At 57.1% G+C, this 25620-nt stretch carries 18 protein-coding genes and 1 pseudogene; 8 read left to right on the forward strand and 11 right to left on the reverse strand.

From position 1 onward, the window contains the following. Positions 1–120: 120 nt before the first annotated feature. The 3 genes and pseudogenes from AC0L3H_RS00575 to AC0L3H_RS00585 form a co-directional block, all read left to right on the forward strand. Positions 121–256 (forward strand): annotated as a pseudogene (locus AC0L3H_RS00575) (molybdate ABC transporter permease subunit); the annotation flags it as partial. Between the two features lie 456 nt (positions 257–712). Further along, complete coding sequence (locus AC0L3H_RS00580; RefSeq protein WP_473584113.1) at positions 713–913, forward strand: exopolysaccharide production repressor protein; 201 nt, start codon at positions 713–715, stop codon at positions 911–913. A gap of 569 nt (positions 914–1482) precedes the next feature. Continuing rightward, positions 1483–3351 (forward strand): Wzz/FepE/Etk N-terminal domain-containing protein, encoded by a 1869-nt coding sequence (locus tag AC0L3H_RS00585; protein WP_473584114.1) that lies wholly within the window; start codon positions 1483–1485, stop codon positions 3349–3351. A 199-nt stretch (positions 3352–3550) separates the two neighbouring features. On the opposite strand, the gene AC0L3H_RS00590 is transcribed toward AC0L3H_RS00585, so the two are convergent. The 4 genes from AC0L3H_RS00590 to AC0L3H_RS00605 all read right to left on the reverse strand — a co-directional run bounded on the left by AC0L3H_RS00590 (position 3551) and on the right by AC0L3H_RS00605 (position 9506). Continuing rightward, entirely contained in the window at positions 3551–4654 is a 1104-nt protein-coding gene (locus AC0L3H_RS00590; RefSeq protein WP_473584115.1) for a glycosyltransferase, read from the reverse strand. A gap of 276 nt (positions 4655–4930) precedes the next feature. Then, positions 4931–5896, reverse strand: coding sequence for a glycosyltransferase family 2 protein (locus AC0L3H_RS00595; RefSeq protein WP_287217191.1), 966 nt, complete (start codon positions 5894–5896; stop codon positions 4931–4933). Further along, positions 5893–7209: an O-antigen ligase family protein gene (locus AC0L3H_RS00600; RefSeq protein WP_473584116.1), complete on the reverse strand. Its 1317-nt coding sequence runs from the start codon at positions 7207–7209 to the stop codon at positions 5893–5895. Before AC0L3H_RS00600 ends, AC0L3H_RS00595 begins: the two co-directional genes overlap by 4 nt. A 239-nt stretch (positions 7210–7448) precedes the next feature. Continuing rightward, positions 7449–9506 carry a hypothetical protein gene (locus tag AC0L3H_RS00605; protein ID WP_473584117.1) on the reverse strand — a complete coding sequence of 686 codons (2058 nt, stop codon included), beginning with the start codon at positions 9504–9506 and terminating at the stop codon, positions 7449–7451. A gap of 169 nt (positions 9507–9675) precedes the next feature. Between AC0L3H_RS00605 and AC0L3H_RS00610 the strand changes: the two genes are divergently transcribed. After that, positions 9676–10527, forward strand: a complete 852-nt coding sequence (locus AC0L3H_RS00610; RefSeq protein WP_473584118.1) for a hypothetical protein — start codon at positions 9676–9678, stop codon at positions 10525–10527. 216 nt (positions 10528–10743) lie between these two features. Here the strand turns inward: AC0L3H_RS00610 and AC0L3H_RS00615 are convergent, their stop codons facing one another. The 7 genes from AC0L3H_RS00615 to AC0L3H_RS00645 all read right to left on the reverse strand — a co-directional run bounded on the left by AC0L3H_RS00615 (position 10744) and on the right by AC0L3H_RS00645 (position 19243). Then, positions 10744–12240, reverse strand: a complete 1497-nt coding sequence (locus AC0L3H_RS00615; protein ID WP_287217184.1) for a lipopolysaccharide biosynthesis protein — start codon at positions 12238–12240, stop codon at positions 10744–10746. Between the two features lie 243 nt (positions 12241–12483). Further along, complete coding sequence (locus AC0L3H_RS00620) at positions 12484–13152, reverse strand: class I SAM-dependent methyltransferase (RefSeq protein WP_287217183.1); 669 nt, start codon at positions 13150–13152, stop codon at positions 12484–12486. Positions 13153–13854: 702 nt separating this feature from the next. Next, positions 13855–15072: a glycosyltransferase gene (locus AC0L3H_RS00625; RefSeq protein ID WP_473584119.1), complete on the reverse strand. Its 1218-nt coding sequence runs from the start codon at positions 15070–15072 to the stop codon at positions 13855–13857. Between the two features lie 58 nt (positions 15073–15130). Next, positions 15131–15289, reverse strand: a complete 159-nt coding sequence (locus tag AC0L3H_RS00630; protein ID WP_473584120.1) for a hypothetical protein — start codon at positions 15287–15289, stop codon at positions 15131–15133. Positions 15290–15302: 13 nt separating this feature from the next. Then, positions 15303–16550 (reverse strand): glycosyltransferase, encoded by a 1248-nt coding sequence (locus tag AC0L3H_RS00635; RefSeq protein ID WP_287217177.1) that lies wholly within the window; start codon positions 16548–16550, stop codon positions 15303–15305. Between the two features lie 523 nt (positions 16551–17073). Beyond that, the gene (locus AC0L3H_RS00640; RefSeq protein WP_473584121.1) at positions 17074–18051 is read right to left on the reverse strand and encodes a nitroreductase family protein; all 978 of its coding nucleotides are present in this window, start codon (positions 18049–18051) and stop codon (positions 17074–17076) included. Positions 18052–18076: 25 nt separating this feature from the next. Continuing rightward, the gene (locus tag AC0L3H_RS00645) at positions 18077–19243 is read right to left on the reverse strand and encodes a polysaccharide pyruvyl transferase family protein (RefSeq protein WP_287217173.1); all 1167 of its coding nucleotides are present in this window, start codon (positions 19241–19243) and stop codon (positions 18077–18079) included. A 673-nt stretch (positions 19244–19916) separates the two neighbouring features. Between AC0L3H_RS00645 and AC0L3H_RS00650 the strand changes: the two genes are divergently transcribed. From AC0L3H_RS00650 to AC0L3H_RS00665, 4 genes are read left to right on the forward strand one after another with little or no spacing between them, the layout of a single operon-like run. Next, positions 19917–22565, forward strand: a complete 2649-nt coding sequence (locus AC0L3H_RS00650; RefSeq protein ID WP_473584122.1) for an SGNH/GDSL hydrolase family protein — start codon at positions 19917–19919, stop codon at positions 22563–22565. Continuing rightward, on the forward strand, positions 22562–22822 hold the full coding sequence (locus tag AC0L3H_RS00655; RefSeq protein WP_077378588.1) for an acyl carrier protein: 261 nt from the start codon (positions 22562–22564) through the stop codon (positions 22820–22822). The genes AC0L3H_RS00650 and AC0L3H_RS00655 overlap by 4 nt, the downstream gene beginning before the upstream one ends. Before the next feature lie 8 nt (positions 22823–22830). Continuing rightward, positions 22831–24393 (forward strand): amino acid adenylation domain-containing protein, encoded by a 1563-nt coding sequence (locus AC0L3H_RS00660; protein ID WP_473584123.1) that lies wholly within the window; start codon positions 22831–22833, stop codon positions 24391–24393. After that, positions 24393–25541, forward strand: coding sequence for an acyl-CoA dehydrogenase family protein (locus tag AC0L3H_RS00665; RefSeq protein WP_473584124.1), 1149 nt, complete (start codon positions 24393–24395; stop codon positions 25539–25541). Before AC0L3H_RS00660 ends, AC0L3H_RS00665 begins: the two co-directional genes overlap by 1 nt. Positions 25542–25620 lie beyond the last annotated feature (79 nt).

Consider the following 25620-nt stretch of genomic DNA (forward strand, 5'->3'; position numbering starts at 1 on the left):
CACCCCCAATGCTTGAGCATGACGTCGACGCAGACCTTTTTCACAACGCCATTCCTTTGAGGCGAATTTACGCTCTGAACAACGGCAACAAGGCAGACGATATTCCGAGATCGGAACACTCTGATCGTCATCCGGCTGGAAGAATACAACTATCCGGCGGGCCACCGCGATCGCGGCGATCATGGTTTTGCCATCATTCGCGATGCTCCTGGTCGTCGATCTGGCGCAGTCGTGGACCCGCAAACGCTATGGCTGACGTCACCATCGTGTCGCCGATCGGAAGCAACACCGCCGGCCAGCGACGTCGCGCGCTGCCTTATGCCAGTCGCGTTCTGGTGGCCTGAGCGGCATTGGCCGCCTGAGGCGCGGCCGCCATGTCCGCCGCTCCGCTAAACACGGAAGCTGTGCGGCGGACACACCAACGTCGAAGCCGTCCCATTTTGCTCAACTTGACGCAGACAGCTCGACTCAGCCTCTGCCTAAATTCCAGATCGCATGGCATGGCCAGTCCGTGTGGCAAGCCTCTCTTGGCCGCCGAACGGGAGTTGGTCGCCTGGAAGAGCAAGCGTCCTGGCACAGGTTGGGCTGTCTCTATTCGCACATGCTAATATATCGGTCGCTCTGACCCGTTCCGATATGTTATGATGGTCAATGCGCTGAGGCCTGGATAGCCAAGGAGCGCGTCACGCCAGCGGCTGCGAGTTGGACGGCGATGTCCTTTTTGCTTTTTTTGCGAGGCCTTATCATAGTACTGGTGGCATTCGCCATCAGTATATATTTGCTCACCGCCTCCCTCTGGGGCACGTTTGTCCAAACGTTAATTTGTGGGATCTTGATACAGATTGGGTACTTTGTTGCTGTCATGCTGCTAGTGTGGCGCTCGGTCTCCAAGGAATCGGTGACTCCGAAGTAACACATCGCGCGATGAGTCCGAAGGGAGCAACTGCCGAGCCACTTAGTAAGTGAGGCGGGGCCACTCTCCGCCCTTATAGGCTCTGGCTGCTAGAGCAGGACGATCAGCAAGATGACACCCCACACCACGAAACAAAATGTGACTGCAGCCTGTCTTATTCTGGCATTGGAGAGGCTTTCCGCGAGGCGCCAAATGCGCGCAGAACCCTTGCGGTGATTGTTATCGCGCGCCTGTGATCGACGAGGCATTCCTGTTTTCCTGCAGGACAGGCTCAACCGGAGCCCGGAATCCCTTGCTCAGATGTTTGCCATTTGGCAATACGACTCAATTTCTTCCTTGGAGCTTACGACATGCAGCGGAATTGCGGCAGTCGGAGCATGGGCCGCGTGAGGTTTCGTTTGTTGCATCGAGTTAGGAGTTGCGCCTTTGGCGAATAGCGGGCCGCCCCGAGCGGTGTGCCCTGTGCTCCGCGGGCGTCGAAACTGAATCTGCAGACATTTAGCCAGATGATGTGGTATGGTGTTTGTCACTAATGCGCTGCCAGTCTCATGCCACGGGTTTGAAGGCTTATGCTCCGCGAAGTTGAAAAGCACCCGGATTCTGCCTTCACATTCGGCGATCCTCAGTGGGGAACGATTGATCTCGAAACACTCGTGGCGGCAGCGCAACGGCAGTTGAGGTTCGTCCTTACATGCGCGCTCGCAGGACTTGTGCTGGGGCTGGCGTATCTTTGGGCCGAGGTGCCCTTGTACGAGTCGACCGCCAGAATCCTGATCGACAAGAACCAACCATCCGTCGTGACGAAGTTAACAGAGAGCGGAAGCTCCGCACAGCTTGACCCGATGATGCTGAGTCAGGTCGAATTGTTGCGTTCCGACCGCATCGGGCTAAAGGTCGTTGACAGCCTCGGTCTTGCTACCGATCGCGCTTTCTTGTCAGCGCCATATTCATTGCTCAACAGTCTCACAGGATCGCTCGCTCGGCGGCCATTCATCGGCAGTTCCGAAGCAAGCGGAGCGCCGGTGAAATCGAGTGCCGCGCGAGGATCCGATCCTCGATGGCAGGCATTTGGCATTCTGGCTAAGAATATAACGGTAGGTCGTGTCGGGGATTCTTACATTCTGCAAGTCCAATTTCGGTCGCCTAGCGCCGAAATGGCGCAAAAAATAGCCAGTAAGTATGCAGAAATCTATATCTCTGACCAAGTCGGAGCCAAAGACGAATCGATTATCCGAGCTCGCAGCGCACTGGCGGAAGAGCTCGAGACGGTGCGGAAGCGATCGGTTGATGCCGAGCTCGCAATCCACAGGTTCCGAACAGATAATATGCTGACCAAGGAAACGCTGGTTACCTTGCGCCAGCTCGAACTTGAGGCGTCCTCTCTCAAGTCGCAATATGAACAGGTCCTGCAGCAGTACCAAGCGAGCCTGCAGAACCTTTCGATGGCGTTGACGGAGGCGCGGACTATCTCGGAGGCACCATACCCCAGCAGTCCGAGTTCTCCGAACAGCAGTCTCACGTTGGCGTTCTGCGTCGTGCTCGCCGGCATGGTTGGCGCCGGTGTGGGCGGAATTCGGGAGTACCGTGAGCGCTTTTTCCGCACGACGGCTCAAGTGCGCGATGAGCTCGGACTTCAGACGCTCGGAATGATCCCTTTGCTGGACGGGAAGCCAATTCGCCGAAACAAGCACGATCGTGCTGCCGGAGAGCCGTCATTCATCGAGGTGGGGAACAGCGCTTTCAACTGGGTAGAGCAACATCCGCGCTCGGAATTCGCTGAAGCGATGCGAACGGTGAAAGTCGCTGTTGACGTCGAGTTACGAAGGAAGAGCACCAAGGCGCTCGGCATCGTTTCTTGCCTCCCGGGAGAAGGGAAGTCGCTGGTCGCTGCTAATTTAGCGATGGTTCTTGCTATGCAGCGTTGTAAGACGTTGTTAATCGACGCCGATATCCACAATCCTGGCTTGTCCCCTATGTTAGCCAACGGCTGGGAACGAGGCTTGGCCAACTTGTTGGCTGGAGAATTCAATCCGAGAGATTTGCTGGCCCATCAGTCATTGCCATTGAGGTTCCTGCCCGGCGTGAACCAGAGCCAACAAAAGCTCCCAAACACCGTGCAGCCTATCGAGAAAATGGGCGACTTTCTGCTCAAGGTGGGCCCTATGTTCAATTACGTCGTCGTTGATTTGCCCCCGTTGGCTCCAGTCGCGGACGTGAGGTCCTTTGTCCATCACCTCGACGGCCTTGTTCTGGTTGTTGAATGGGGTGTGACCGCTCGTACATTCGTGCGCGAAATCCTCAACAACAACCCGATCCTGGCGGATAAATGCATGGGCGTTCTGCTCAACAAGGTCGATATCAAAGCAATCAAGCGGTACCAAAAGTTCGGCAGTGCCGAATTTTACAGTGAACGTTATCATCAGTATTACCAGACCTAGCTGTGGAGCAGGCTTTGTTTTGTCTTGAGCAGATAGCCCAAGGGGGGCTTTGACGAACAAACTCCGTCCGGGCCTACCCGCGCGAGACGCAGGAGATGGTGTTCGTCGGCAAGGACCGGCGATACATCGTCGCTTCCTCCAGCCGGCGGGCTGCACGCGATTGGCCCGGCTATCCTGATCGCCAGTCCTTTGCCGGTCCTTACATTCCGCCTCCCAACACCGCCGTAGCGCGGACACGCAAAGCACCCTGCGAATAGGCCCGCAGCGTATCCTCTCGCGCCTGCATTCCAATCCTCCTGCAGAGCGTTTCATCGCCCGCCAGCACCAATGCTTGCGTCACCGCCATCTCCGCTGAGGAAACAGTAAGCTTAAGCATATTCTCTCCATGCTTGCCGTAATCCCGGATACCGCCGACGTCGGTCGCAATAATCGGAAGGCCGGCAAGCATCGCCTCGGCGACGACGATGCAGAACCCTTCCGTATCGGACAGGTTGATGAACACGTCACGATCACAGGCTAGCTCGGACCAGCGCGCGACATAGCCATGGAAATGCACGCGATCTGCAATGCCGAGCTCATCCGCCTTCCGCGAAAGCGCCTGCCGTTCCGGCCCGTCGCCGTACAGATCGAGGCTTGCAGAAACGCCGCGGTCTTGGAGCATTCGGACGGCCTCGATCAGCCGGTCAAAGTTCTTTAGCGCGATAAGCCGTCCGGCAGCAGCAAGGCGCAAGGGTGTGTGAAGCGCGTAATCGCACTTGTGGCTGGAAGCATCGTCGGCGCAAAACAAAGGCACGATATGCGAGCGGCGCCTGCGCGGCAGGAAGTATCCTTGCGTCTCCTCCAACGTGCTTTCGCAATCAGCCCAGATTTCGTCGACGCGCCAGGACAGGGCCTTGAGCACAGGGCCATAAATGCCTGCGGCGCGCCGGGAGCGGTAGCGGGTAGTGTGTTCGAATGAAACGCAGTGCAGCCGAGGAGCAAACATCGCAACAAGCCGTCCCAGGAGATTGGCCTGCTTGAGCGACAACGCAACCATATCCGGCCGCCACTCCCGGATGAGGCGCAACATTACAAAGAACGTGCCCACGAAGGTGCGCAAGGAAGGCTCCTCACTCTGCGACGTCAGGATAAGATTGTGCTCTCCGATCTTTGCGCCGATTTCATCGGCAAGAGCCCCGCGACCACGGCAAAAGGCGAGAATCTTCAGCTCGTGGCCGCTGAAAAATCCCGCTTGCAGCAAGGTGAGTAGCCCATGCTCGGCGCCACCGGGATCGAATCCGTTGATGAAGTAAAGAATTCGCATGTGAGAGTAAAGCACTCCGATTCTCTTGCACCTCGAACTGTCGCAACTAACCGCCCGATCTTGTGTGGAATTCTCCTGCGCTTGTGGTGAGGGCTCAGTGGTGGGGTCTGGAGACCTCTCAAGTTCTTACCCGCGTTAAGAGTGACTTGGCGACCGCGGAGAGCTCTGATTTCGCCTCCGTTATGGTCCTGCCGTCGCGGTACAGAATAATCGCTACGGAAGGATTGCAGGGCTGCCGCCTGAGATGCTCGAACTCTCGCCGTTCCGCCAGCATCATTAAGAGCCGTCAGCAAAGTCTTTGCGCAAGGCGCGGTAGAACAATAGTTTGGCTGCACGGCGCACCTGCGGATCTATGCCCCTCGGCAGGGCACAAAGAAAAAAGTAAACGTACACCCGCCATGACAATGGATCGTGCCGCATCGCGCGAATGAGCAAGCGCGCTCCGCGTTTCTTTTCGCCTTGAGCCACGCAATCATTGCCTGCCTTTGCGTACAAACGCGCGTTGCGCCGACGCCCGAGGTGCGTAAGTTCCGGCCGTCGCATGGCCCATTCTCGCGTGAGGCGTTCGGCTACCGGCAGAAGCGCGTCGAGCCTGCGGGTTATGTTCGAGCCATGGCGCCGTTTATAGACGAGTGCTTCGGCCACATGTTGAAATGTCCAACGCTCGGCTGCGCGCAAACAAAACTCTGTATCCTCTCCAGCCCTGAATGCCTCGTTGAATAACCCGATATCTTCGACCATCTCCCGCCGCATAACCATACTGGAAGGAACAATCGGCCCATCAAGCAGAAAATATGTCGGCAGCGTATCGCACTGGTCCGCGCGATAGCGGCGCACGGCGACGTGTAGAGCATCGGACAGATCCGGAGCGGAAAAATCGACAATATCGCCATAGACAAGACCTGCCTTGCAGCCATTGTCCAAGACGGCTAATTGACGCTCAAGCTTGTCCTCGGCCCAGAAATCATCGCCGTCGAGAATTGCAATAAGATCGCCGGCAGCATGTCTGATAGCAAGATTCCTCGCCGATGAAAGCCCGATACCCGCCGTCGTCAGGACATGTACACGCGGCTCCCTGCGACCCAGCGATGCAATCACTTCCGACGAGCCGTCCTTCGAGCCATCATTGACAATGATGATCTCTTTGATGTGGCTCGACGCGGTCTGATTAATCACACTTTCCACTGCCTGCACGATGAAGCGTTCTTCATTGTGGCATGTCATGATAACCGAAACACTCATCTCGTGTTTCCTGGCAAGGGGCTCGCGAGAAATCGAGGATGTCTCATGCCCCTGGGGTGGCTCCTCCGCATCCTCTGCAATGATAGGCAAAGCCCGTGCCGCGTCAATTCAGGCAGGAGCGAGACAAGACTCAGCGTAATGAAAGCTCGTGTGCCGGAGGCTTCTGTTCCAACGTAAAAGGCGCAAGGAACAAGGAGCACGAGGGGCAGAAGCCGTGCCTGGACCGCTCCGATCAATCTGTGAGAAAGCGCCCAGCTTAGAGTACGGCTTAAGCGAAACCATGCAGCAATCCATATGAGAACATAGAGGCTGAGCCCAATGATGCCATTCTCTGTGAGGATACGTTGAAACTCGCCATGTATCCCAAGCCGCAACTCGTCAGGAAGTCCGCTGAAATCCGTCTCGACAATATTCCTGAATTGGTTCGTACCTACGCCCATCAGTGGATGTTCGGAGATGAGTTGTCTGGACAGAGTGAAAGCAAACGCGCGCTGGACATTGCTCGGGGTGTCTCCGGGGGCATATTTCCCCGTCGCGGTCAGATATTCGTATTGCCCCATGCTCAGCGGATTGAGAATGGTCTGCATTTGCTTCTCGACATAGGCGTTATTGATCGTGGTTGACAGCACGAACAGTGCCACGAAGCAAGCGGCGATCGCTGGCACCATCGCAGCGAGCCGTCCGCGCATCAGAAGCGCGGCGGTCAGAAAGAGATAGATCAAAAACGCCTTGCGTTCCCCAGATAGCACGAGCAGGGGGAGTATCCCCGCCCATACAAACCAAAGAGTGCGCCGCTTGCCCCGGTTGACGAAGAGGAGGAGCCCTGCGAGCGCAATTGGAAGGAAGGTGAACGCGAGCCTCGGATCGAACAGATGCTTCCAACCGACCAAGTAGCCATGGGCGACATGCCAGGTGATCGTATAGGCGAGGATCAGCACCATGCCGAAAAGCAAGATGTTGACGGCCTTGTGCGTGTCGACCCGGCTGGCCTCCTGTGCCAAGGCGAACGCAAAGGCGCCCACAGCGGACGTCTGCAACAGCTCGCGCAGGCCATTCTCTGCGTCCACGCTGAAGGCCGAGACCATGTGCCAGCCCAAGAAGGGCAGGATCAGTAGAAAACCGGCTGAAAAAGCCAACCTTCGCCAACGCCCCGTTGTCAGGCCAAAAAAGAGCATCAGCAATGCGATCAGCTCGAACGGACGCAGCAATACAAGACCCGTCTCGAGCCTGAGTGGCAGGAAGAGGCTCAGTACCGCGAATGTGAGAAGATAACGCATCACAGCTCTCTCGCTGGGCGCGATCTTCTTTAGCATGTTCTCTTCCCCGAAAACAGAACTTATTGGATGTATCAATGCCAGCCCGCGGAGAAACACTTCACCCTGCTCCAGCCGACGACCTCATCGTTCCGCCCGCTGTGGCATCGCATATCGAAGAGGTTTCCGCCTGTTGGGAAACTCACCCTCCTCGGCTGTGGGGAGGCTTACTGATGGCAGAGCTCGTCAGCGGTCCGACGAGAGTGATGACCCATCCTGGCGTCGCGCATCGATGCGTTCTAGTCGACGGTCTCGCTCTCCGGGGTCCATGCTTCTGGCTGGTCGAGCACAGAGACCGCGCGAACTTGGCAGCGAATCTTATGCCCGACATCCCGCGAGCTGAGCTCATAGCTTGTGCCGGTTTCGCCCACGATCGGAACGCCGTCACGATACCATAGATACTCTATTTGCGACGCAATAACGTTCGGTACGACGGTCAGCGCCTGGCCCGGTGAGGTCTGGCCCGAGAAGGCCGGCAATGCGCTGAAGGCCGTCGGGACCCTGGCCAGATCCGTTTCCGTCTGCCGGACCCTTATATAGTCAATCACCATGTCATACGTCTGCGACGGGTTCGGTTGAGCGCGACCCTTTTTTTCATCGTAGGCGAAATCCACAATGATATATTTTTTTGCTGCGAGTTCCGGTGTCGTCGGAACGCGCGCCACTTCATAGCCGTCGATCACGAAATAAGTATAATCATCTTCGATCTGCGCATACCAAGTATGAAATTCGCCATCATATACGTCGATCGTGCTGGGAAAACCACTTGATGGATCGACTGGATAGCCGGCGATTTTCCGGTGCACGCTACGTGGCGTGATTTGTGGATCTGCATAACCGAGTCTGGGTTTGTGCACGTGCTGGCTGATGTTGATATAGGCCCCATTGAGACCGTCATATTCCCAAAAGTCCGTCTCAAGACGATTGCGCGTCCGCCAGAATAGATGCTCCTTCCCATACGCCCAGAAAGCAGGAAAAAATCCCGGGCGGGGCGCGAGTATCTTCGGCAGTCTGGCGCGGATCTCAAAGATCCCCTTTCCCCAACACCGCCCCTGGCCATTGTTGTTCACGGAAGCGAACGCACCTGTTCTCCAACGCCGTTTATGCAAGAGCCGGAGTGCCAGCGTGTGGCTGGTGGCATCGTGCACATAGGAGGAGGGCGACGCCGAGATCGGCGGCGTAGCGGCGTCAACACCAACGGTCGTCAGATGGGTCGGCGCATACCAGATGCTGCTTTGCGCGCCTTTGGAATAATCGACAACCGAGGTGGATTCGAAGTCGTCAAAAAAAACCGTTGTGTAACCGCGGATCGGCGCCGCCGCCTCACCACGATGACCATATCGCCGCTCATCGCCGACGGCTGCCCAGGACGCCCACGAGGCTGAATCGAACGCATAACGTGCCGGTTTGTCGTTCGCATCCATAGCTGAAGGAGGGCTCTGGCGATAGGGATGAACGTCGGGCAGAGCGGATTGCCGGCCGATGCGCCACATGCCCCATCCCATTAGCCTGTCGATCTGGGAGTCAGTTAGTTCGCTTTGCCCGATGATGACGCAATCGATCGCGACATCAGCCCTCATCGGATTGTTCACATCGCCCATGAAGCTCTGCGATTTCATCCGGTTGGGTGTCAATGCATAAACCGTCTGGCCGGCCGTCTTGATCCCATTCACCACAGCCTGCATCACGAACCCGCGGCGGTACCCGACCATGACATTCCATTCGTCAAAATCGGTCGAGCACTGCCCTTCCTCGCTCTTGAGCTTGCCGTCATGGAGCCGCGAAACGAATGTGCCGGCCGAGGGCTTGAAACAGACCTGGGGTTGGCGATGCACCGGGCCACCCTCCGCGCCATTGACGCAAACAACGGAAACGTTTTCCGCGTCGGCATTGATCGCCGAATTGCACCGGGCGATCACGAGCCACCAGCGGTGAAGGTAAGGCGCATCGCTATCGGCGGACCAGGTCAACGCCTGTTTCGTACCCTGTTTGAAATGGACTCCGCCGTTATTCGGAAGCTTTGTCGGGCGCAGGGAGGGCTCGGCCTGCATCGCAGCCACCGGCTTCACGCCGCCCGATTGCCACGAGGAGACTTCGCCTTCGGCCAGATCCTCCTGAAACCAGGATTTCACAACCATTTCCGGGAACAGACCAGGATGCCAGGAGTGAGTTTTCGGCTGCGAGCCTTGCGCCGGACCGGCGGCGCGAGCATCCCGTCCTGGGCGACCGGCGGCCGCCAGCACAAGGGCGGCGCATGCGGCCCGTGCCAGGTCCCGGCGAGAAAGGCGATTGGTCATTGTCGTGTGGCGATAATTGCTGGTTTCGGGATGAGACTCCGCATGGACACCCGTTACTTACTATCGCGCTTCTCCTCACAAGCTCCGCAGCATATCATAGGTTTCAGTTTAGCCTTTCAACGACAGCCAGGGAAGTGGGTCGCGCCTGATGCGATAACGGAGAAAGCAGATGCAGACCGCTGACAGGATCGGTGCTTCGCCTCCCACCAGGCCGGGCAAAGCTCTTCCGCCCAATGCGCTTCTATTGAATTGCTTTGGCCGAGGTGGGTCAAACATTGTCTGGAACATCATCGGCAGCTCGCCGGATGTGTTGATGCCATACCGCGAATGGCATGAGGGAGTGTTCGGACGCTTCTACAAGCTGCGCAAGGCTGCGTGCCATATTGGCGGGGCCGTCAACTGGGCATCTGTTCCCGTCTTTTGGCGTCATATGCGCGCAGCGACTGCCGAGACCGTCCGCCCCGGGGAGCGCAACGAAAAGTCCCAAGCACGCTACGTCGTTTTGAAGGTGATGGATTACTACATTGCATTCGACGACGCGATTGCGCGCGGCTTTATGGAAGCGCGGAACCTTGTGCTTACGCGGCATCCATTACCGATGTGCGAAGGGCTGATACGCAGCGGTCTCAGCGAGGCGCACGCGATCAAATGGTACAATGATGTGACTAGCCTGATGTTCAAAGCCTCGAGGAAGCGTGATGCGCTATCGCTTCGATTCGAGGACTTGATCCAATCACCGGATACCTTTGTTAAAAGCCTTTACGACGCGCTCGGCATAACAGCAGCGGAGGACGGAAGGATCCGGTTTAAGGTCAAATCATTTGGGACGGAGCGGACGACGAACACAAACGCCGCAACTGGCGAAAAGCTGCGGATAAGCTTGGATGAAGCACCCGATCACATCGTACTAGACGTCAACACCCGAGCGGTTGCCCGCCTCGATCATTCAGCACGACAGCGGATTTGGGAAGGCACCCGCGCAACTGCAGAATTGTTCGATTATGGAGGTGACAATTTCTGACTTTGTGCGGTTAGCGGCGTTTACCGCCTGGCCCCGAACAGGCACGGGTAGGTATAGACAAGTTTCACGGTACCTATACCCCAGTGCGTAGCGCCCGCTCCACCGCCTCAAGGCCGCCGACTATGTCTCCAATCCCCGTATTTATATGATTTGATTGCGGACCCTAAGTCGTCGGATGGGCAGTCGGAGAGGCGCCGAGTGTGCAGGTACCGTGGGCTATACAAATCTAATCCATTTCGTTTTCTTGGATGTTAGGGTTTGCAAGACTTCCGCACCATGTTTTCCGAAGAGTAGCGACGCTCTCAGATAGACAGCGACAACGGACAATGTACCTATAACGAGAAGCCCGGTCGCGAGCACAAGATAGTCGGGCGATCCGGCAAGCAGCATTTTGACCGCCGAGCCGGTGGCGAACACCACGGCGGCGAATGCGACAGGCGGCACATGGACGAGCGCGAAATCCAGAGCTGATAATCCCGTTATCCGACACGTCATCGCCGCATAAAGGAAGAAACTCGTCGCAATGGCGCCGGACACTGAAAAGGCCACTGCGTTCACGCCGTAGGGCGCCGAGAAGAACGCGAATGAAGCGACAAGGGCCATATAAATGATCTGCATGGAGGCCGTTCGGTAACTTTGGCCCGTCGCAAGCGTCACGGCTCCGCACACTCTGTAACCAACGCGGAAATAAATTACTGCAGAGAATATGATAACGGGAACGACGGCATCCGTCCATTTTTGGCCGAGGATTGTCAGAACAATCTCTTTGGCGAAACAGCATAGAAACGCGCTAGTGGGTAGAGCAAGCGCTGCCGTCAAAGCATACCCCTTGAGCTGAGCGCTGCATAGCCTGGCCTTGTCGTGATGAACCTTCGACAGGAGCGGGAAAATCACGCTCTTGTTCAGATTGCCGAACAGATTTGCTGGCATGGCAATCAGATAATACGCTCGCGAGTAAATGCCCAGCTCTGCAATGCCGATCAACCGCGCGACAATAACATTATCGATATATTTTGCGGTGACGGCTGATATACCAGCCAGCGAATAGCCTAGGCTCTGTCTGCGGATATCGCGATAGGACTGCATGTCGAAACTTGGCCTCACGAGATAATCCCTGGCGATGAAGAAATAGATGCTGGCCAGGATCAATGCCTCGGCCATATACGCGACCACCAAGGCCCAGTAACTGAGTCCAAAATAGGCAAGCGGAATGGCTAGGCCGACATGGGAAGCAATCCAAGCGACCAGACTCGCTATGGAGGATATTTTGAATTTCAGGTGCCGCGACAAAATTGCCTCGGCGGTCAGATTGAACGCGTTCGCGACCATCATCACCGCAAGGAGGCGCGAAATGAGGACCAATTCCGGCACATGAAGAAAATCGGCAATCTGTGGTGCAAACACCCATTGAAGCATGCCGAGAATGGCAGCGATTATCACGGACAAGGAAACTACGGTTCCGATATGGCGCTCGTCGACGTCCCGTCGCTGGACGAGGACTTGCGACATGCCGAGATTGGCAATGTTATTGCCCACGGCTGCGATGATCAGCGCAGCGCCGGCAACGCCGTACTCTTGGGGGGAAAGCAGGCGCGCGAGAACGGCCGTGACCAGGACATTCAAAAAGGTTCGGGCCAGCAATGTGGCACCCGACCACGAGAGGCCGTTGGCTGCCCTTCGCGTCAGGTTTTTATGTCCAGTTACCTCGTCCAAGTTGACCTGCTCCGGGTCTGTCCAATTGGACTGCCACGCTTCAGTGCATGCAAGCGTGCTCCAACCTCATGAGCTATTTTCTCGCCCACGCTTCGCGGGTGGATTCCTCAGGCGTCCAATCACCGTTTCGCTTCATCAACCTAAGTCATTATGCCAGCGGATAGGCACCCCAGCATAAGTACCGCGCCGTCACGGTCGCACTGGTTGACTGGAACCGCCTTGTTACATCCAGCCGCAATCTCTTCAGCGACGCCCCTCATTTTTGCGGAAATAGCCATTTGCTCTTCGAGGCCAGCGCAGCTTCCGATAGAGTGCACGTAGACGCGCCTTAGGTGTTACATATTCTGAAGGAGCAACGCGTTTGAGACCTACGCTCTCGCAGAGCGTATCCAGAGATCGATCTGTAAATGCATTGATATGTCCGAGCGGGTACAGTTCATTTTTTTCTATCTTCCAGCCCGATGTTATCTGCGGCGCAACCAATTCGCCAAAGGGAACGGATATCTTTATAATGCCAGAAGGCTTCAAGATTCGAGCCAGCTGTCTTACGGATTCGCGTGGCTCAGACACATGCTCCAGCACCTGATTCATATGTATGAAGTCGAACCTCTCATTTTCCACTTCACTCGGATCAATGGTCTGAATGCCATGCGCGGCCGCGAATGATTTGCGCCGCGCTGACAACTCGGCCCCGACAACATCATAGCCAAGGGCGCGCGCTGCGATGGCCCAGTGGCCCCACCCCATCCCAAAATCCAAGACCTTTATGTGGCGTGCCACTGGAGGAATGTACAACAATTCCTCGATCATCCCAGCAGACCGCAGCAGGTTATTGAAATAGCTTCGGCCCGCGCGTTCCCTCTTGGCCAGAGAAACAGATTCGTCACTAACGTCGTCATAGAGAAATTCCATGCCTTTGCTATCCAGAATTTCTCTCTGAAAATACAGGATACAAGCGCGGCATTGCGCAATCGTGTATCGCGCACCATTAAGGTTTTTGTCGGAGATCCGCCCACGAAAGCATTCGTGCACGAACCTACGAACATCCGTTTGGGAAAAGGGGGAGTCGTATAGTATGGCTATGTTTGTACTGCCGCATCCAGGACACCTTTCCCTAGTTACGAATCTCAATCTTTCGTGCGAGTCGACCGTCATGGCTGCTTACTTGGCCTCTTTGCTGCGTTGTAGGCGCTCAAAGCGAGCGACAAGGCGGTTACCGCAACGATGCTAGCAATAGCTGGTCCGCCGGCACTGCTACGCCAGCCACAGGCCGAGCGGCGGGATGGTAATGGCATTTTATCGCCCGCTATTGCCCGTCTCTTTTCGGGTGAGAGCCCCCGGATAAGGCTAGCAAACCGCCTTGCCTGCTTCATAACTGAATCGCGGAAAGGGGCCGCGCATAGCTCCACGCTGCTTAAAAATGTGGCTATCGGGCAACCGGCTGCTTCAAAAGCGCTGCATGCGTTCACGAGCGGCACGATGTTTGCCGCTTGGCCGGCGATTGCCGGAAGCGCAAAAACCAGTTTCAGCGGATGCATCTCGTTTAGCGCCTCTCTCCGGCATCAATAGTCGTCATTGCGTAGGCCGGCTTCGGGGTTGCTCCTGAATAACCTATCACCTTACGATCTGGGTGGCAGCGTCCACAAGAGTGGCATACAACCTCATCTGCCGTGTTGCGACGCTTTCCATGCTGAATCTTGCATTGACTGTTTGTACTGCACGCCGCGCCATCTCATCGCGCTCGGCTTCCGATAGGCCGAGCGTGCGAAGAAGAAGTCCGCAATACTCCGCATGCGAGCGAGCCAAGAAGCCGCTGCGCTCATGCTCGACAACGTCGGACGCACCGCTGACATCGGTGATGATCGGGACCACGCCGCAACTCATGGCCTCGAGCAGTGCGTTTGACATGCCTTCCGTAACCGAAGTGGAAAGATAGAAATCAGCCTCCCACAGAAAGGGAAAGACATCTTCGACCGCGCCGGCGAAAGTGACCCTGCTGGAAAGGCCCAACCGGGCCGCCTGCTCCTCGAGGGTGGCGCGGCACTGGCCATCGCCCAGGATGGTGAGTTGCGCCTTTGCTTCGGCGGGAAGTGCCGCGAACGCATCGATCATTTGCTCGATGCATTTTTCCGGATCGAGACGGCCAAGGCAGATAAAGCGTCGGCTGCCATCGGCGCTCGGCTCGCGGCGCGGCTTGCGGGGCAGATCGATCCCATTCGGAATCATATGAATGCGATCCGCGCCGATGCCATGTCTCTTCAGATCGCCAGCGATTTGGCGGCTATTGGCGATGAAGGCCGTGATGTGACGTTTAATCAAGGCGGACGCCCAGCGACCGATGATTTTCTTTTCGCGCACAGCGTCGAGATCGAAACACCGTCCGCCCCGGCCCAATTTTGCGAGAACCGGTTTGCGCAGGAGGGCTCCTGCCAATGCCGCCGGAACAGCGTGAAGTCGGGCATGGATGATATGTACGACATCGAATTCGTCGCGACGGCGCAGCATCCAGATCACAACCTGGACACACCACGACAGGAACGACAGCATATGCCGCCCACCCAAATACGGAGCCGCGCGCAAACGAAGGCGATGGATAGGCACCCCGTCGATGGCGGACCGTTTCGGGGTCAGGTGCGACAGTCTGGGTGCCAGAATAGTTGCGGAAACGCCGCTTTCAACCAGCACCCGAGCAAATCGCCGCGCCTGTTGTTCGCCGCCGCCATATGACTCAGGAAAATAGGTTGGGAGCACGAGCAGAATACGTATGCTGGGAAGAGCTTCGGCTCGCGGAGTCTTCATCGGATAAGCGGAGGCAACTTCTGCTGCAATCATGTCAATCCGCCGGATAGCGTTCCTGGAGCCAAGGCGGCCACCAAATTTACAACCCGTCTCATGCGCAAAAAAAGAAGATGCTCTTTGGCATCTCACTGCCTCTCAGCGCATCAATCCCCTTGTCGTCCAGGCCGACGCACTCCACCTCATTCCCGAAATCGGCAAAGGATGCACCGCTAACCAATCCGGCAAGCTGCCCGATCACCGTCAAACGCATAGGCCGCACCCGATCATCGCGGAAGCGCCACATTTCGGACAGGAGGTGTTGTTGACACTCCCTTGCTTGCCCGATGCTGATCAAGAGCCTCGCGGTAAATGGCACCAATGCGCTTGCCCATCAGCTTGACGTCCCAGTTCGAAAGGTCCGTCGCCGTGGCACCTTGGGCAAGGCAAGCCAGTCTTTCACGATCCTCCAGGAGGGCGGCAATGGCGTCGGCCATGGCTGCCAAATCGTCCGCGGGTGTAATCACACCGTTGATACCAGGGCGGAGCACTTCGCGAAGACCTGGCAGATCGCAAGCGACGCAGGGTTTTCCGCCGGCGAGATATTGCATGACCACGCGGGGCAATCCCTCCCGCATGGAACAGAGCAGGCAGAGATCCGCGAGAGCGATCAGCCGCTCGGGGTCGTCCCGATAACCGGTAAAGACCACTTGGCGCTCGAGCCCAAGCCACTTGGCGCGCGATTCGACAATCGAGTGAAGGGGCCCGTCGCCCGCGAGCACAAGCACCGCGTCGGGTAAGCCGACGGCGACTTTCTTGAAAACGTCCAGAAATTCCGCGTGTCGCTTGCGTGGCTCGAATGCCGCGATCATCAAGAGCACAGGCGGGCGCGGCGCGCCCGGCGTCAAGCGCAACAAATCGCGCCAATCGTCGGGCGGACCGGCGTTGCGAAAACGATCGAGATCGAATCCGGAACGGACGACATGATGTTTGTCTGGATGTCCCACTCCTGCGCTCAAGCACAAGTCACGAATGCCCTCGCTCACGCTGATGAACGCACTGGTGACTGGCGCTGCCAGCCTTTCCAAGGCGAGATAGGCAAACCGCTCGGCGACGCCGACATTGACAAAAGGCACGATATGCACGCCATGAACGATCGCTGGAACTCCCGCCCCCCATGCTGCGAAACGCCCGAGAATGCCTGCCTTGCTGGTGTGCGTATGCACGATGTCGGCATTCAAGGCGCGGAACCTCCGGGTGAGCGCCAACAATGCCCTCATGTCGGAGACAGGCGAAATGGACCGTGTCAGGCCCGGGACGCCAATGAGTTCCACCCGCGGGTCCACTTTAGCTATGATTTCCGGCTGGACCGTCTCGCCATGTAGCAGGACAACATCATGCCCCCCTTGCGCGGCCCAATTGCAGGAATGGACAGTATTCTCATCAGCACCGCCATTGATGAGACGGGTGATGACATGAGCGATACGCAGTCGACGCCCCAAGTCAATCTTGCCTTCCGCGTCCTGTGCTTTCATATCGCCGCACCGATCGCGCTGAAGTTATCCGTTGGGTGCGTCCCCACGCCCAGCCGCGCTTTTGGTCCATATGTCCCGATATCGGTGCTACTGCATTGGAGTAACATGCCACGCCTCGGTGGGTGCATGCCGTATGGAGATGAACCCCGAAACCTAAGTGTCCTGGGCCATGACACATGCAGTCCGTAAGGAGGGTTATTCCAACGGCTTCCTGTCGATCAAATCTAACTTGTTGGATTTAAACGTCTCAGAGAACTGCCGCTGTTACCCCGGGCACAGCGGAGTGATTATTTTGTGGTATACCTTGTACCAATACTTCTGCCTCAGTAGTGGAGGCAACGCTTAAGGAGCCTATGGGAGGGGCCGGACCCGCAGCTTGCGGATTTTTCGCGTGCTTCACGTTACTTGTTGTCGATGTGCGGCGGCAACTGGTTGAGGCGCGCGAGCGGGCGATCGATCAAGACATTATCCCTTCCCCGAGAAGCCAGCTTGGTTCGATCGCTCCGCAAGTGCCAGCGGAGACTTACTCCTCGGTTACAAACGAGACCACCTCATCAATCGGCCTGCGCGGCGACCTGGCAAATCTGATGGCAGTAGCTGCCATAGGGCCAAGGGCGACGCATGCAATCAATCTCTCGCCTGCTCGAATTCGACCTACGTCACGAATTTGCCGTTCAACTCGACTATCGACCGCAAGATTGAGCGGGCAAGCCACGAGCCGAAGTGCCTCCGCGGCCAACAGGAAATGCATTAGGAACAGCGCACCATCGACATAAATCTGGTTTCGTTGATTGCTTCCTCGCCAGGCCCGTGTGTCTGACGTGACAATGGCCAGGTTTGATATGGACTGTGAAAAGCCTCGCGCCCCGCCCTGCAGGGCGAGTATCTGATCGATTTGATGACGGCCCTGGTAGAGGTATACTCTTGTCGCCTGCCTGTTGCATTGGGATGGCGCACCCTGCGCCAAGCGTACCAACTCCAGCAATGTGGTGCGATCTATTAATTGTTCGTCAAAGTATCTAACCGAGCGACGACACTGAAGTCCTTCCAGGAGTGTGAGGGCTGGCCCCCCAATTGGCAGAACGGCGCTTTGAACCCCGCCGGTCAAGGCGACTCCATCAAGCCCATTGAAACGTTCGACGAATCGACGAACTTTCTCAACAAAGGGCTGCTCAGGTTCCCCTGGTGGATGAAGGTCAACATAGGCGCGAAGTGCGCCGACTGCCATTTCAAGAGGAAACGCCCCTAGCGAGGTGTCGTAGGAGGACACCTCATTCATAAGTCGCTTGATTTTTTCCTGGCCAAACCCGGGCCTCCTGTCCTTTAGAGAAAGGCCCTTCTCAATCGAGTGAGCGTCCACGATTATTCGGTAATATAGCCGCTCTTTCTTTGGAACCAGCAGCGAATCCCCGTTGTAACGTAGGTAATTTCCAACGTCGTATACGTAGGAGATGATTACCTTCGCTTGAGTATACAGAAGAATTTGCAGCTTTCGGAGCATTTTTCTAACATCTTGATTTGTTATTTTACTTGGCCGCAGGCAGGGCCCTGTCCAAAAACGTACGGCCAATCTCAGCTAGTTCCCGGAACCGGTTGTCTATCTTCATGTAGTCGTGAACAAGTTTTCCGAGATTTTCGCACATGTCCAGCAAATGGTCCCTGGCACCCTTGCGGTGAATACATACGTACTGAGAGGGAATGCCCATCAGCGTCATCAAAGCTTCATTCTTAGTGGGAAAGCCGATGGCGGGTCGCCGGCTGTCCAGGCAAATTAACGGGCACCGGTTCCGAAGAGCAAATAGTGCCCCATGCATACGCTCTGACAAGCAGTAGGAGAATTGTGATGCCAGATTTGCCCACTCGAGGGGATCAATCGGCTTTTCGGTGAGATCGATGTCTGCGAGGTGATTGCGATCCGAGACCGATACAATCTGGACGCCGCGCGCCCGCAGAGAGGTCGTGGCCTCTGCATAGAGCTCGTGCTGGCCGGCTATCACCAACGCCCGCGGCCGATTGAAATCCACGCCCCAGGAAGCCAGCTTTACGCGCAGGCTTTCATGAGTGGCATTCGACGTTAGATCGTGAGTGACTGTCGGGTCTGGGGTCAATGTCACACGATCCGCGAGGCTTGGATCTGCCCAGAGGACCAACTCACGTGTCCGCTCGTCCCGCACGCCGATCGCGACAAATTCGTTCAGGCATTTGGCCATCAAGTATCGATTGCGGCGCGGCATTTCGGTCCATTTGGTGCTGCTGCCAGTGCTCGCCGCATATGCTATCTTCGAGCACGCCACTTCTGGCCAGTAGACATTGGGAAATGGGGGACATAGTGGGTTGGTCTGACGCTTGATCAGCCCACCGAGACGGGAGACGTAGTCGACCTTCCAAACCTCATCGCTACCCACCACAACCGCATCATAGCGGTCGCTTACGTAGCGAAACGTTGGTGATCTATCCTCCGAGTAGAACCTCTTGGGGCTGAGCAGCAGTCCATCGGCGAAGGCGGCAAGCGTTCGCTGGCGTGCGTTTGTCGCCGGCCCATAGCCAGTCTCCAGTCGTCTTGGATAGCGGTGGTCCACGATCTCCGCCGGCGAGCCGGGACGCAGGTCCGAAATGCAGCGTTGGAGGGCGAGGCTCTGAAGCTGCGCCCCCTCGTTGTAACCGGTGTGCAAAGTTAGTGTGCCAATCAACATTTAGCAGGTCCATTGCTATCAACGACATGTTATCTCGTCAAGTAAAGTATCACACCAGCACGCAGGCAACAATTGCCTCCTCGGCCGAATTGTATTTAACGAGCTTCAAGGAATAGAGGCTGTTTTCAGAGCGTTTGACTTTAACCTACCTTCCGAGACCGAGGTGGAAAGATAGAATTCAGCTCCCACAGGAATGGAAAGACATTTTCAACCGAGCCAGCGAAAGTGACCCTGCTGGAAAGGGCGAACCGGGCCGCCCGTTCCTCGAGAGTGGCGCGGCATTGGCCATTCGCCCAGGATGGTGAGTTGCGCCTTTGCCTCGGCGGGAAGTGCCGCGAACTCGTCGATCACGTGCCCGAGCGTTCCGGACTAAGATGGCCAAGGCAGATAGAGCGTCGACTGCCATCGGCGTTCGGCTCGCGGCGCGGATTGCGGGGCAGATCGATCCCATTCGGAATCGGCTTTCAATCGGTCAGACTTAGCTTGTTGGATTTAAGCGACTTAGAGACGGGGTCGCTGTTACCCCGGGCACAGCGGAGCGATTTTATCGTGATAAACTTATGTACTGGAACTTCTGCATTGCGCGGAACCGGACTCGTTCAAAGAAGTCAAGGCAACGCTCTAAGGACCGGGCGCTTACCCGTCAGGAGATGGGAGGAGGGGGACTAGCAGCTTGCGGATCTTTCGCGTGCCCCAAAGCTACTTCTTGTCGATGTCCGCCGGCAGCTGGTTGAGGCGCGCCAGCGTGCATTGGATCAAGACATTGTCTCTTCCCTGGTCGGCGGATCCTACGGGGACTGAGTCGAGAAGCATCCTGGCTTGGTTTGCCATAGCCGGCGAGCTGGCCCTCTTCATCGCGCTGGTCTATCTCCTCAGGCTCGAGACCACTGCGCTTGTCCGCGTCCTGCTCGTTGCCCTCGCCGGCTGGTGCGTGCACTACTTCCTGCCACAGCGTTACCGGCTGCCGTTTTTCGTGATGCTCTCGTTCGCGGCTATCGCCGCAGTTTTCGCGAACCTTGGACCCAACTGGCACCATTGGAGATTTGAGGGCCTCATCGATGCCGCCTGGATCGTCGCCATTGGGCTCGTACTGATCGGAATTGTCCACCTGCCGATCGCTTTTGGATGGAGAGTGCTGGCGCTGGTTGGCGCCGGCTGCGGGCTCGCCGCCGCACGAATGGACTGGATTGCGACCCCGTGGACGCGCGCCGTCTGGCCCGTGCTCGCTTCAATTTTCATGTTCCGTCTCATTGTCTATGCGTACGAAATGCGGCGTGACCAGAGGATGGCGACGGTTTCGGAACGTCTCGCGTATTTTTTCATGTTGCCGAACGTGTGCTTCCCGCTCTTTCCGGTCGTAGATTTTAGGACTTTCCGTAGCAGCTACTACAATGCTGACCGGCACTACATCTATCAAACGGGCATTCAGTGGATGTTCCGCGGCGCTGTCCATTTGATATGCTACCGTATCGTGTACCAGCGGTTTGTGATCGATGCTGCGGACGTACACAATCAGATTGAGCTTTTGCAATTCATCATATGGCCATTTTTACTTTACCTGAAGGTTTCAGGAACTTTTCACATAATCACCGGAATTTTGCATTTATTTGGATTTAACCTTCCAGAAACCCACAATCTGTACTTTCTTTCCTCAAGTTTCACAGATTTCTGGCGTCGAATAAATATATACTGGAAGGACTTCATAATGAAAATTGTATACTATCCATTGTATTTTCGTTTTCGACGCTGGGGAGAGAGCGTAGCGCTGGTCAGCGCGACCCTCCTCGCGTTCCTCGCGACTTGGCTGCTGCACAACTATCAGTGGTTCTGGCTACGTGGCACCTGGGTATTCACCTGGAACGACTTCCTCTTCTGGATGATCCTGGCCGTACTTGTGACGATAAACGCCCACTATGAAATGCGGCACGGTCGCACGCGGCGCCTGCGTGGGGGGGCACTAAGCTGGAACGGTGCGCTGCAGACTGCGAGCCGGACCATTGGCGTATTCGTCGTCATCTGCCTCCTTTGGTCGTTTTGGAGCGCGAGCTCGATCCCGCAATGGTTCTCGGTCTTCGACACTGTGGGCGTGGTAGGCCCTGGCAAAACGACGCCCGCCCTCGTACTGGTCGCGGTGGCAGCTATCATTGGCATTCCTGCCCTTGCGCTCGCACGCGGCGGCGCCGATCGCCGGTACAGTTTCCGACGGTCGGTTGCGTCGGTCGGTGTATGCGGGTTGATCGCGGTTTGCATCTCGCTCCCCGTGGTTCACGATCGCCTCGGGGAGACGGTCAGTACCGCAATGGCCGATATTAGAGTGCCGAACCTCAATAGCCGCGACAACGCGAACCTGGAGCGCGGCTACTACGAGAACCTCGTCAATGTCGGTGCATTTAACCCGGAACTCTGGATTGTCTATGGCCAACGACGACACGACGGTTGGGACAATTTGGACAAGACGCCGCTGAGCGAGCTCACGGGTGCGCTTCCTACGACCTATCTGCGACCACTCTCCCAAGCAGACTTTAAGGGAACGCGGGTCCACATCAACCGCTGGGGCATGCGAGATCAGGACTACGAAAAGATTCCTACTCCCGGCACCCCACGGATCGCAGTCGTCGGCTCTTCGCATGTCTTCGGCGAGGGCGTCGCGGATGACGAGACTTTCGAGGGCCTGTTGGAGCGGCGGCTGAATGCGCAGGCAGCCGACAGCGGGTATCGACACTACGAGGTGCTGAACTTTGCCGTTGGGGGTTATCTTCCTCTGGACATTCTGGCCATCATCGAGGATCGAGTGCTCGCATTCAAACCAAAGTACATCTTTTACTTCGAGCACAGCGCGCTTGTTCCACGAACGCTAAAGCGTCTCGGGAAAGCAATCCAGAATGGCTCCGCATATCGCTACGATTTCGTGCGCGACATTGTACGCGAGAGCGGGATCGATCCCCGTGCCGACCACGAGGTACTTCAAAGAAAGCTCACACCCTACGGAGACAGGCTTCTGCGTGCGATCTATTCTCGAATCGTGGAAGCTGCGAAGCGAGAAGGGGTCGGGGTCTTTTGGATCTATCTACCCAGACCAGACGAGAGGACCAGTACCGAGCTGGAGAAGCGCCTCGCTGCCGAGGCTGGCTTTAACGTTCTCGATCTTTCCGGTGTGTATGACGGGCATGACTGGCGGACGCTTCTTGTAGCACCTTGGGACGATCACCCAAACGCCGCCGGCCATCGGCTCGTCGCCGACAAGCTTTACGAAGTGCTGCAGCAACACCAGGATTTAGTTCCCCTGAACCTTGCGGTTGCTCCACAAGAGGAGGAACAATGAACGCGATTCAGATCAGGACGATGGCCAGGGATTTCATATTGAAGGAATTTCTGCCCGGTGAAAGGCCGGAGAATCTGACGGATTCAACGGAGCTGATAACTGACGGCATTCTCGACTCGTTGGCGACGCTTAAGCTCGTCGCCTACCTGGAAAAATCCTGCGGTATCGAAATCGCCCCTGACGAACTCGTGCCGGAGAACCTGAACTCCATCGCCCAAATTGCCAATTTCGTCCAGTCGAAGCAGGCGTCCACATAGAGCTCACCATGACGGTCGCTGCCTTACACGAGTATCTGGAACAGAGCGCGAAGCGGTATCCCCAGACGTGCGCCGCTGTCGAGGCGAGCTCTGGGCGCCAGATCACCTACGGCGAGCTCGACGCGCTGTCGGACCAAGTCCGCGACCATCTGCGTCGGATCGGCGTCCGGCCGGCGGACCGCGTCGGCATTTGCCTTCCAAAATCGATCGCCTCGCTCGCTGTTCTGTTCGGCATCTTAAAGGTGGGCGCGGCCTATGTGCCCGTCGACTCTCTGGCACCGCCTGCGCGTAACGCGTTCATATTTAACGACTGCGGCGTGCGCGCGATTTTCGTGGAGGGGTCCCGAGCCGAAACTTTGCGCTGTGAGTTGGCGCGCTTGGCTGCGGAACCTTGTCTCTTGCCGCTCGACTGGTCCGACGGTCCCTCGCCGCTCGCGGCGTACCTGGCTGGCGTAGAGGCCGGCGGCTTGGCGGTGGAGGACGAATCGGCGCGGCCGGGGCCGGACAACCTCGCTTACGTGCTTTACACTTCAGGCTCGACCGGCCAGCCGAAGGGCGTGATGCTGACGCATCGTAATGGCTCGAGCTACGTGGACTGGTGTTCCGAAATCCTCGCCCCTGACGAGAACGACCGCTTCTCCTCCCATGCGCCTTTCCACTTCGACCTGTCTATTCTCGACATCTTCGTACCGCTGAAGCACGGTGCGACCGTATTCCTCATCGGTGAGGAGCTCGGCAAGAATCCGACCCGGATGGCGTCGGTTATCGCCGAGCGGCGGTTGACCGTCTGGTATTCCACGCCCTCCGTACTCACGCTTCTGGTCGAGCACGGCAGCCTTGATGTTCGCGACGACCACGCTCTTCGGTTCATTCTATTTGCCGGCGAGGTTTTTCCGGTCAAGCATCTGCGCAGGCTAAAGGCTGTGGTCCCACGCGCACGCTACCTGAATCTCTATGGCCCCACCGAAACCAACGTCTGTACCTACTACGAGATCCCGCAGACGATCGGCGAAGACCGCTCGGCGCCGTTTCCGATCGGGCGCGCCTGCTCGCATGTTAAGGCACGCGTGATCGATGCGAATGGACGCAACGTGCCGCGAGGCCAGGAAGGCGAGCTCGCAATCAGCGGTGCTCCCGTGATGCTGGGCTATTGGAACATGCCTGAGCGAACAAGCGCCGCTTTTCATGTCGATTCAAGCGGTCGCTGGTACCGTACCGGCGATGTAGTGATCGAAGGCGATGGCGGAGTCTACACCTTCCGTGGTCGACGCGACCGGATGGTGAAGAGACGGGGATATCGGATCGAACTCGGCGAGATCGAGACGGCGCTCTATCGCCATCCAGCGATCTCCGAGGTGGCGGCGATCGCTCGCTCGGAGGAGTCGGGCGTCTCCATAAAGGTGTTCTATGCCTCGCGCGACGGCCATGCGCTGTCGCTCATCGAGCTCAAGCGGTTCTGCGCCCACAACTTGCCGGCCTACATGGCTCCGGACTGGTTCTCGCATCAGCAGTTACTTCCCAAGACATCGACAGATAAAATCGACTACCAGCATCTGATGAGGATGGAGTAGTGGATTTCGCGCTGAACGAGGAGCAGCATATCCTGCGTGGCCAGATCCTTCGCTTCGCGCAAGACAAGCTCAATAAAGATGTCAGGCAGCGCGACCGAGACCAAGTATTCCAGCGCGAGTTGTGGGGGGCTTGCGCGCAGATGGGCCTGACCGGCTTGCCAGTCCCCCAGGCCTACGGGGGATCCGGTCTCGATTCCCTGTCCACGGCCATTGCAATCGACGCGCTTGGCTACGGCTGCGAGGATTCCGGCTTGGTCTTCTCGATCTGCGCCCACCTTCTGGCTTGCGTGGTGCCGATTTGGAAGTTCGGCACTGAAGAGCAGAAGAATCGATATCTTCCGGGGCTCTGTGATGGCACTTTGATCGCAGCCAATGCGATGAGCGAACCGGAGTCGGGCTCCGATGCATTTGCGATGCAAACCCGGGCGGAGCCTCATGGCGACGGCTTTCTAATCAACGGCACGAAGACCTTCGTGAGCAACGGGCCGGTGGCAGATGTTGCCGTCGTCTTTGCTGTCACTGACCGCGCCAAAGGGTATTTCGGCGGCATCACGAGCTTCCTCGTGGACCGCGCGTTGCCCGGCTATCTGGTCGCGCAAAAGTTCGAAAAAATGGGGCTGCGGACGTCTCCGATCGGGGAGCTTGTCTTCGACGACGTATTTGTTTCGAAGGACGCTGTTCTCGGTGGAGTTGGCGGCGGCTCCAAGCTGTTCGCTCATAGCATGGACTGGGAGCGGGCGTGCCTATTCGCCAGTCATGTAGGCACGATGGAGCGGCTTCTGGAAAAGGCAGTGGCCTATACGCGCACCCGACGTCAGTCCGGCCAGGCCATCTCCAAGCACCAGGCGGTCGCCCATAAGATTGCCGACATGAAGATGCAGGTGGAGGCGGCCCGACTGCTCGTCTACAAGGCGGCATGGGGCCTTGAGCGCTCCCAGTCCGTACCCCTCGACGCCGCCGTTTCGAAGCTCTTTGTGAGCGAATCGCTAGTTCGCACCACGCTCGATGTCGTCCAGGTCTTCGGCGGCTATGGTTTCTTGAGCGAATTCGACGTCGAACGTGCCGTGCGTGATGCCATCGGCAGCAAACTCTATTCCGGAACTTCTGAGATACAGCGCAACATTATTGCTGGCTGGCTGGGGCTTTGATGACGGCTGTGGTCAGAACCTGTCCGTGAAGAGGCGGCGTGTGCTGTCGCTGGGCCTGCCCTCAGTTCGCGAAGGCGAC

This window comes from Mesorhizobium sp. WSM4816, from assembly GCF_055811535.1.

Excerpts from the sequence above, each read along its gene's own strand:
- AC0L3H_RS00625 (WP_473584119.1), bottom strand. The coding sequence starts at position 15,072 with ATGATTGCAGCAGAAGTTGCCTCCGCTTATCCGATGAAGACTCCGCGA.
- AC0L3H_RS00605 (WP_473584117.1), bottom strand. The coding sequence starts at position 9,506 with ATGACCAATCGCCTTTCTCGCCGGGACCTGGCACGGGCCGCATGCGCC.
- AC0L3H_RS00635 (WP_287217177.1), bottom strand. The coding sequence starts at position 16,550 with ATGAAAGCACAGGACGCGGAAGGCAAGATTGACTTGGGGCGTCGACTG.
- AC0L3H_RS00580 (WP_473584113.1), top strand. The coding sequence starts at position 713 with ATGTCCTTTTTGCTTTTTTTGCGAGGCCTTATCATAGTACTGGTGGCA.
- AC0L3H_RS00620 (WP_287217183.1), bottom strand. The coding sequence starts at position 13,152 with ATGGAATTTCTCTATGACGACGTTAGTGACGAATCTGTTTCTCTGGCC.
- AC0L3H_RS00660 (WP_473584123.1), top strand. The coding sequence starts at position 22,831 with ATGACGGTCGCTGCCTTACACGAGTATCTGGAACAGAGCGCGAAGCGG.
- AC0L3H_RS00610 (WP_473584118.1), top strand. The coding sequence starts at position 9,676 with ATGCAGACCGCTGACAGGATCGGTGCTTCGCCTCCCACCAGGCCGGGC.
- AC0L3H_RS00595 (WP_287217191.1), bottom strand. The coding sequence starts at position 5,896 with ATGAGTGTTTCGGTTATCATGACATGCCACAATGAAGAACGCTTCATC.
- AC0L3H_RS00630 (WP_473584120.1), bottom strand. The coding sequence starts at position 15,289 with ATGCGTTTGACGGTGATCGGGCAGCTTGCCGGATTGGTTAGCGGTGCA.
- AC0L3H_RS00585 (WP_473584114.1), top strand. The coding sequence starts at position 1,483 with ATGCTCCGCGAAGTTGAAAAGCACCCGGATTCTGCCTTCACATTCGGC.
- AC0L3H_RS00590 (WP_473584115.1), bottom strand. The coding sequence starts at position 4,654 with ATGCGAATTCTTTACTTCATCAACGGATTCGATCCCGGTGGCGCCGAG.
- AC0L3H_RS00640 (WP_473584121.1), bottom strand. The coding sequence starts at position 18,051 with ATGCTCCGAAAGCTGCAAATTCTTCTGTATACTCAAGCGAAGGTAATC.
- AC0L3H_RS00645 (WP_287217173.1), bottom strand. The coding sequence starts at position 19,243 with ATGTTGATTGGCACACTAACTTTGCACACCGGTTACAACGAGGGGGCG.
- AC0L3H_RS00655 (WP_077378588.1), top strand. The coding sequence starts at position 22,562 with ATGAACGCGATTCAGATCAGGACGATGGCCAGGGATTTCATATTGAAG.
- AC0L3H_RS00600 (WP_473584116.1), bottom strand. The coding sequence starts at position 7,209 with ATGCTAAAGAAGATCGCGCCCAGCGAGAGAGCTGTGATGCGTTATCTT.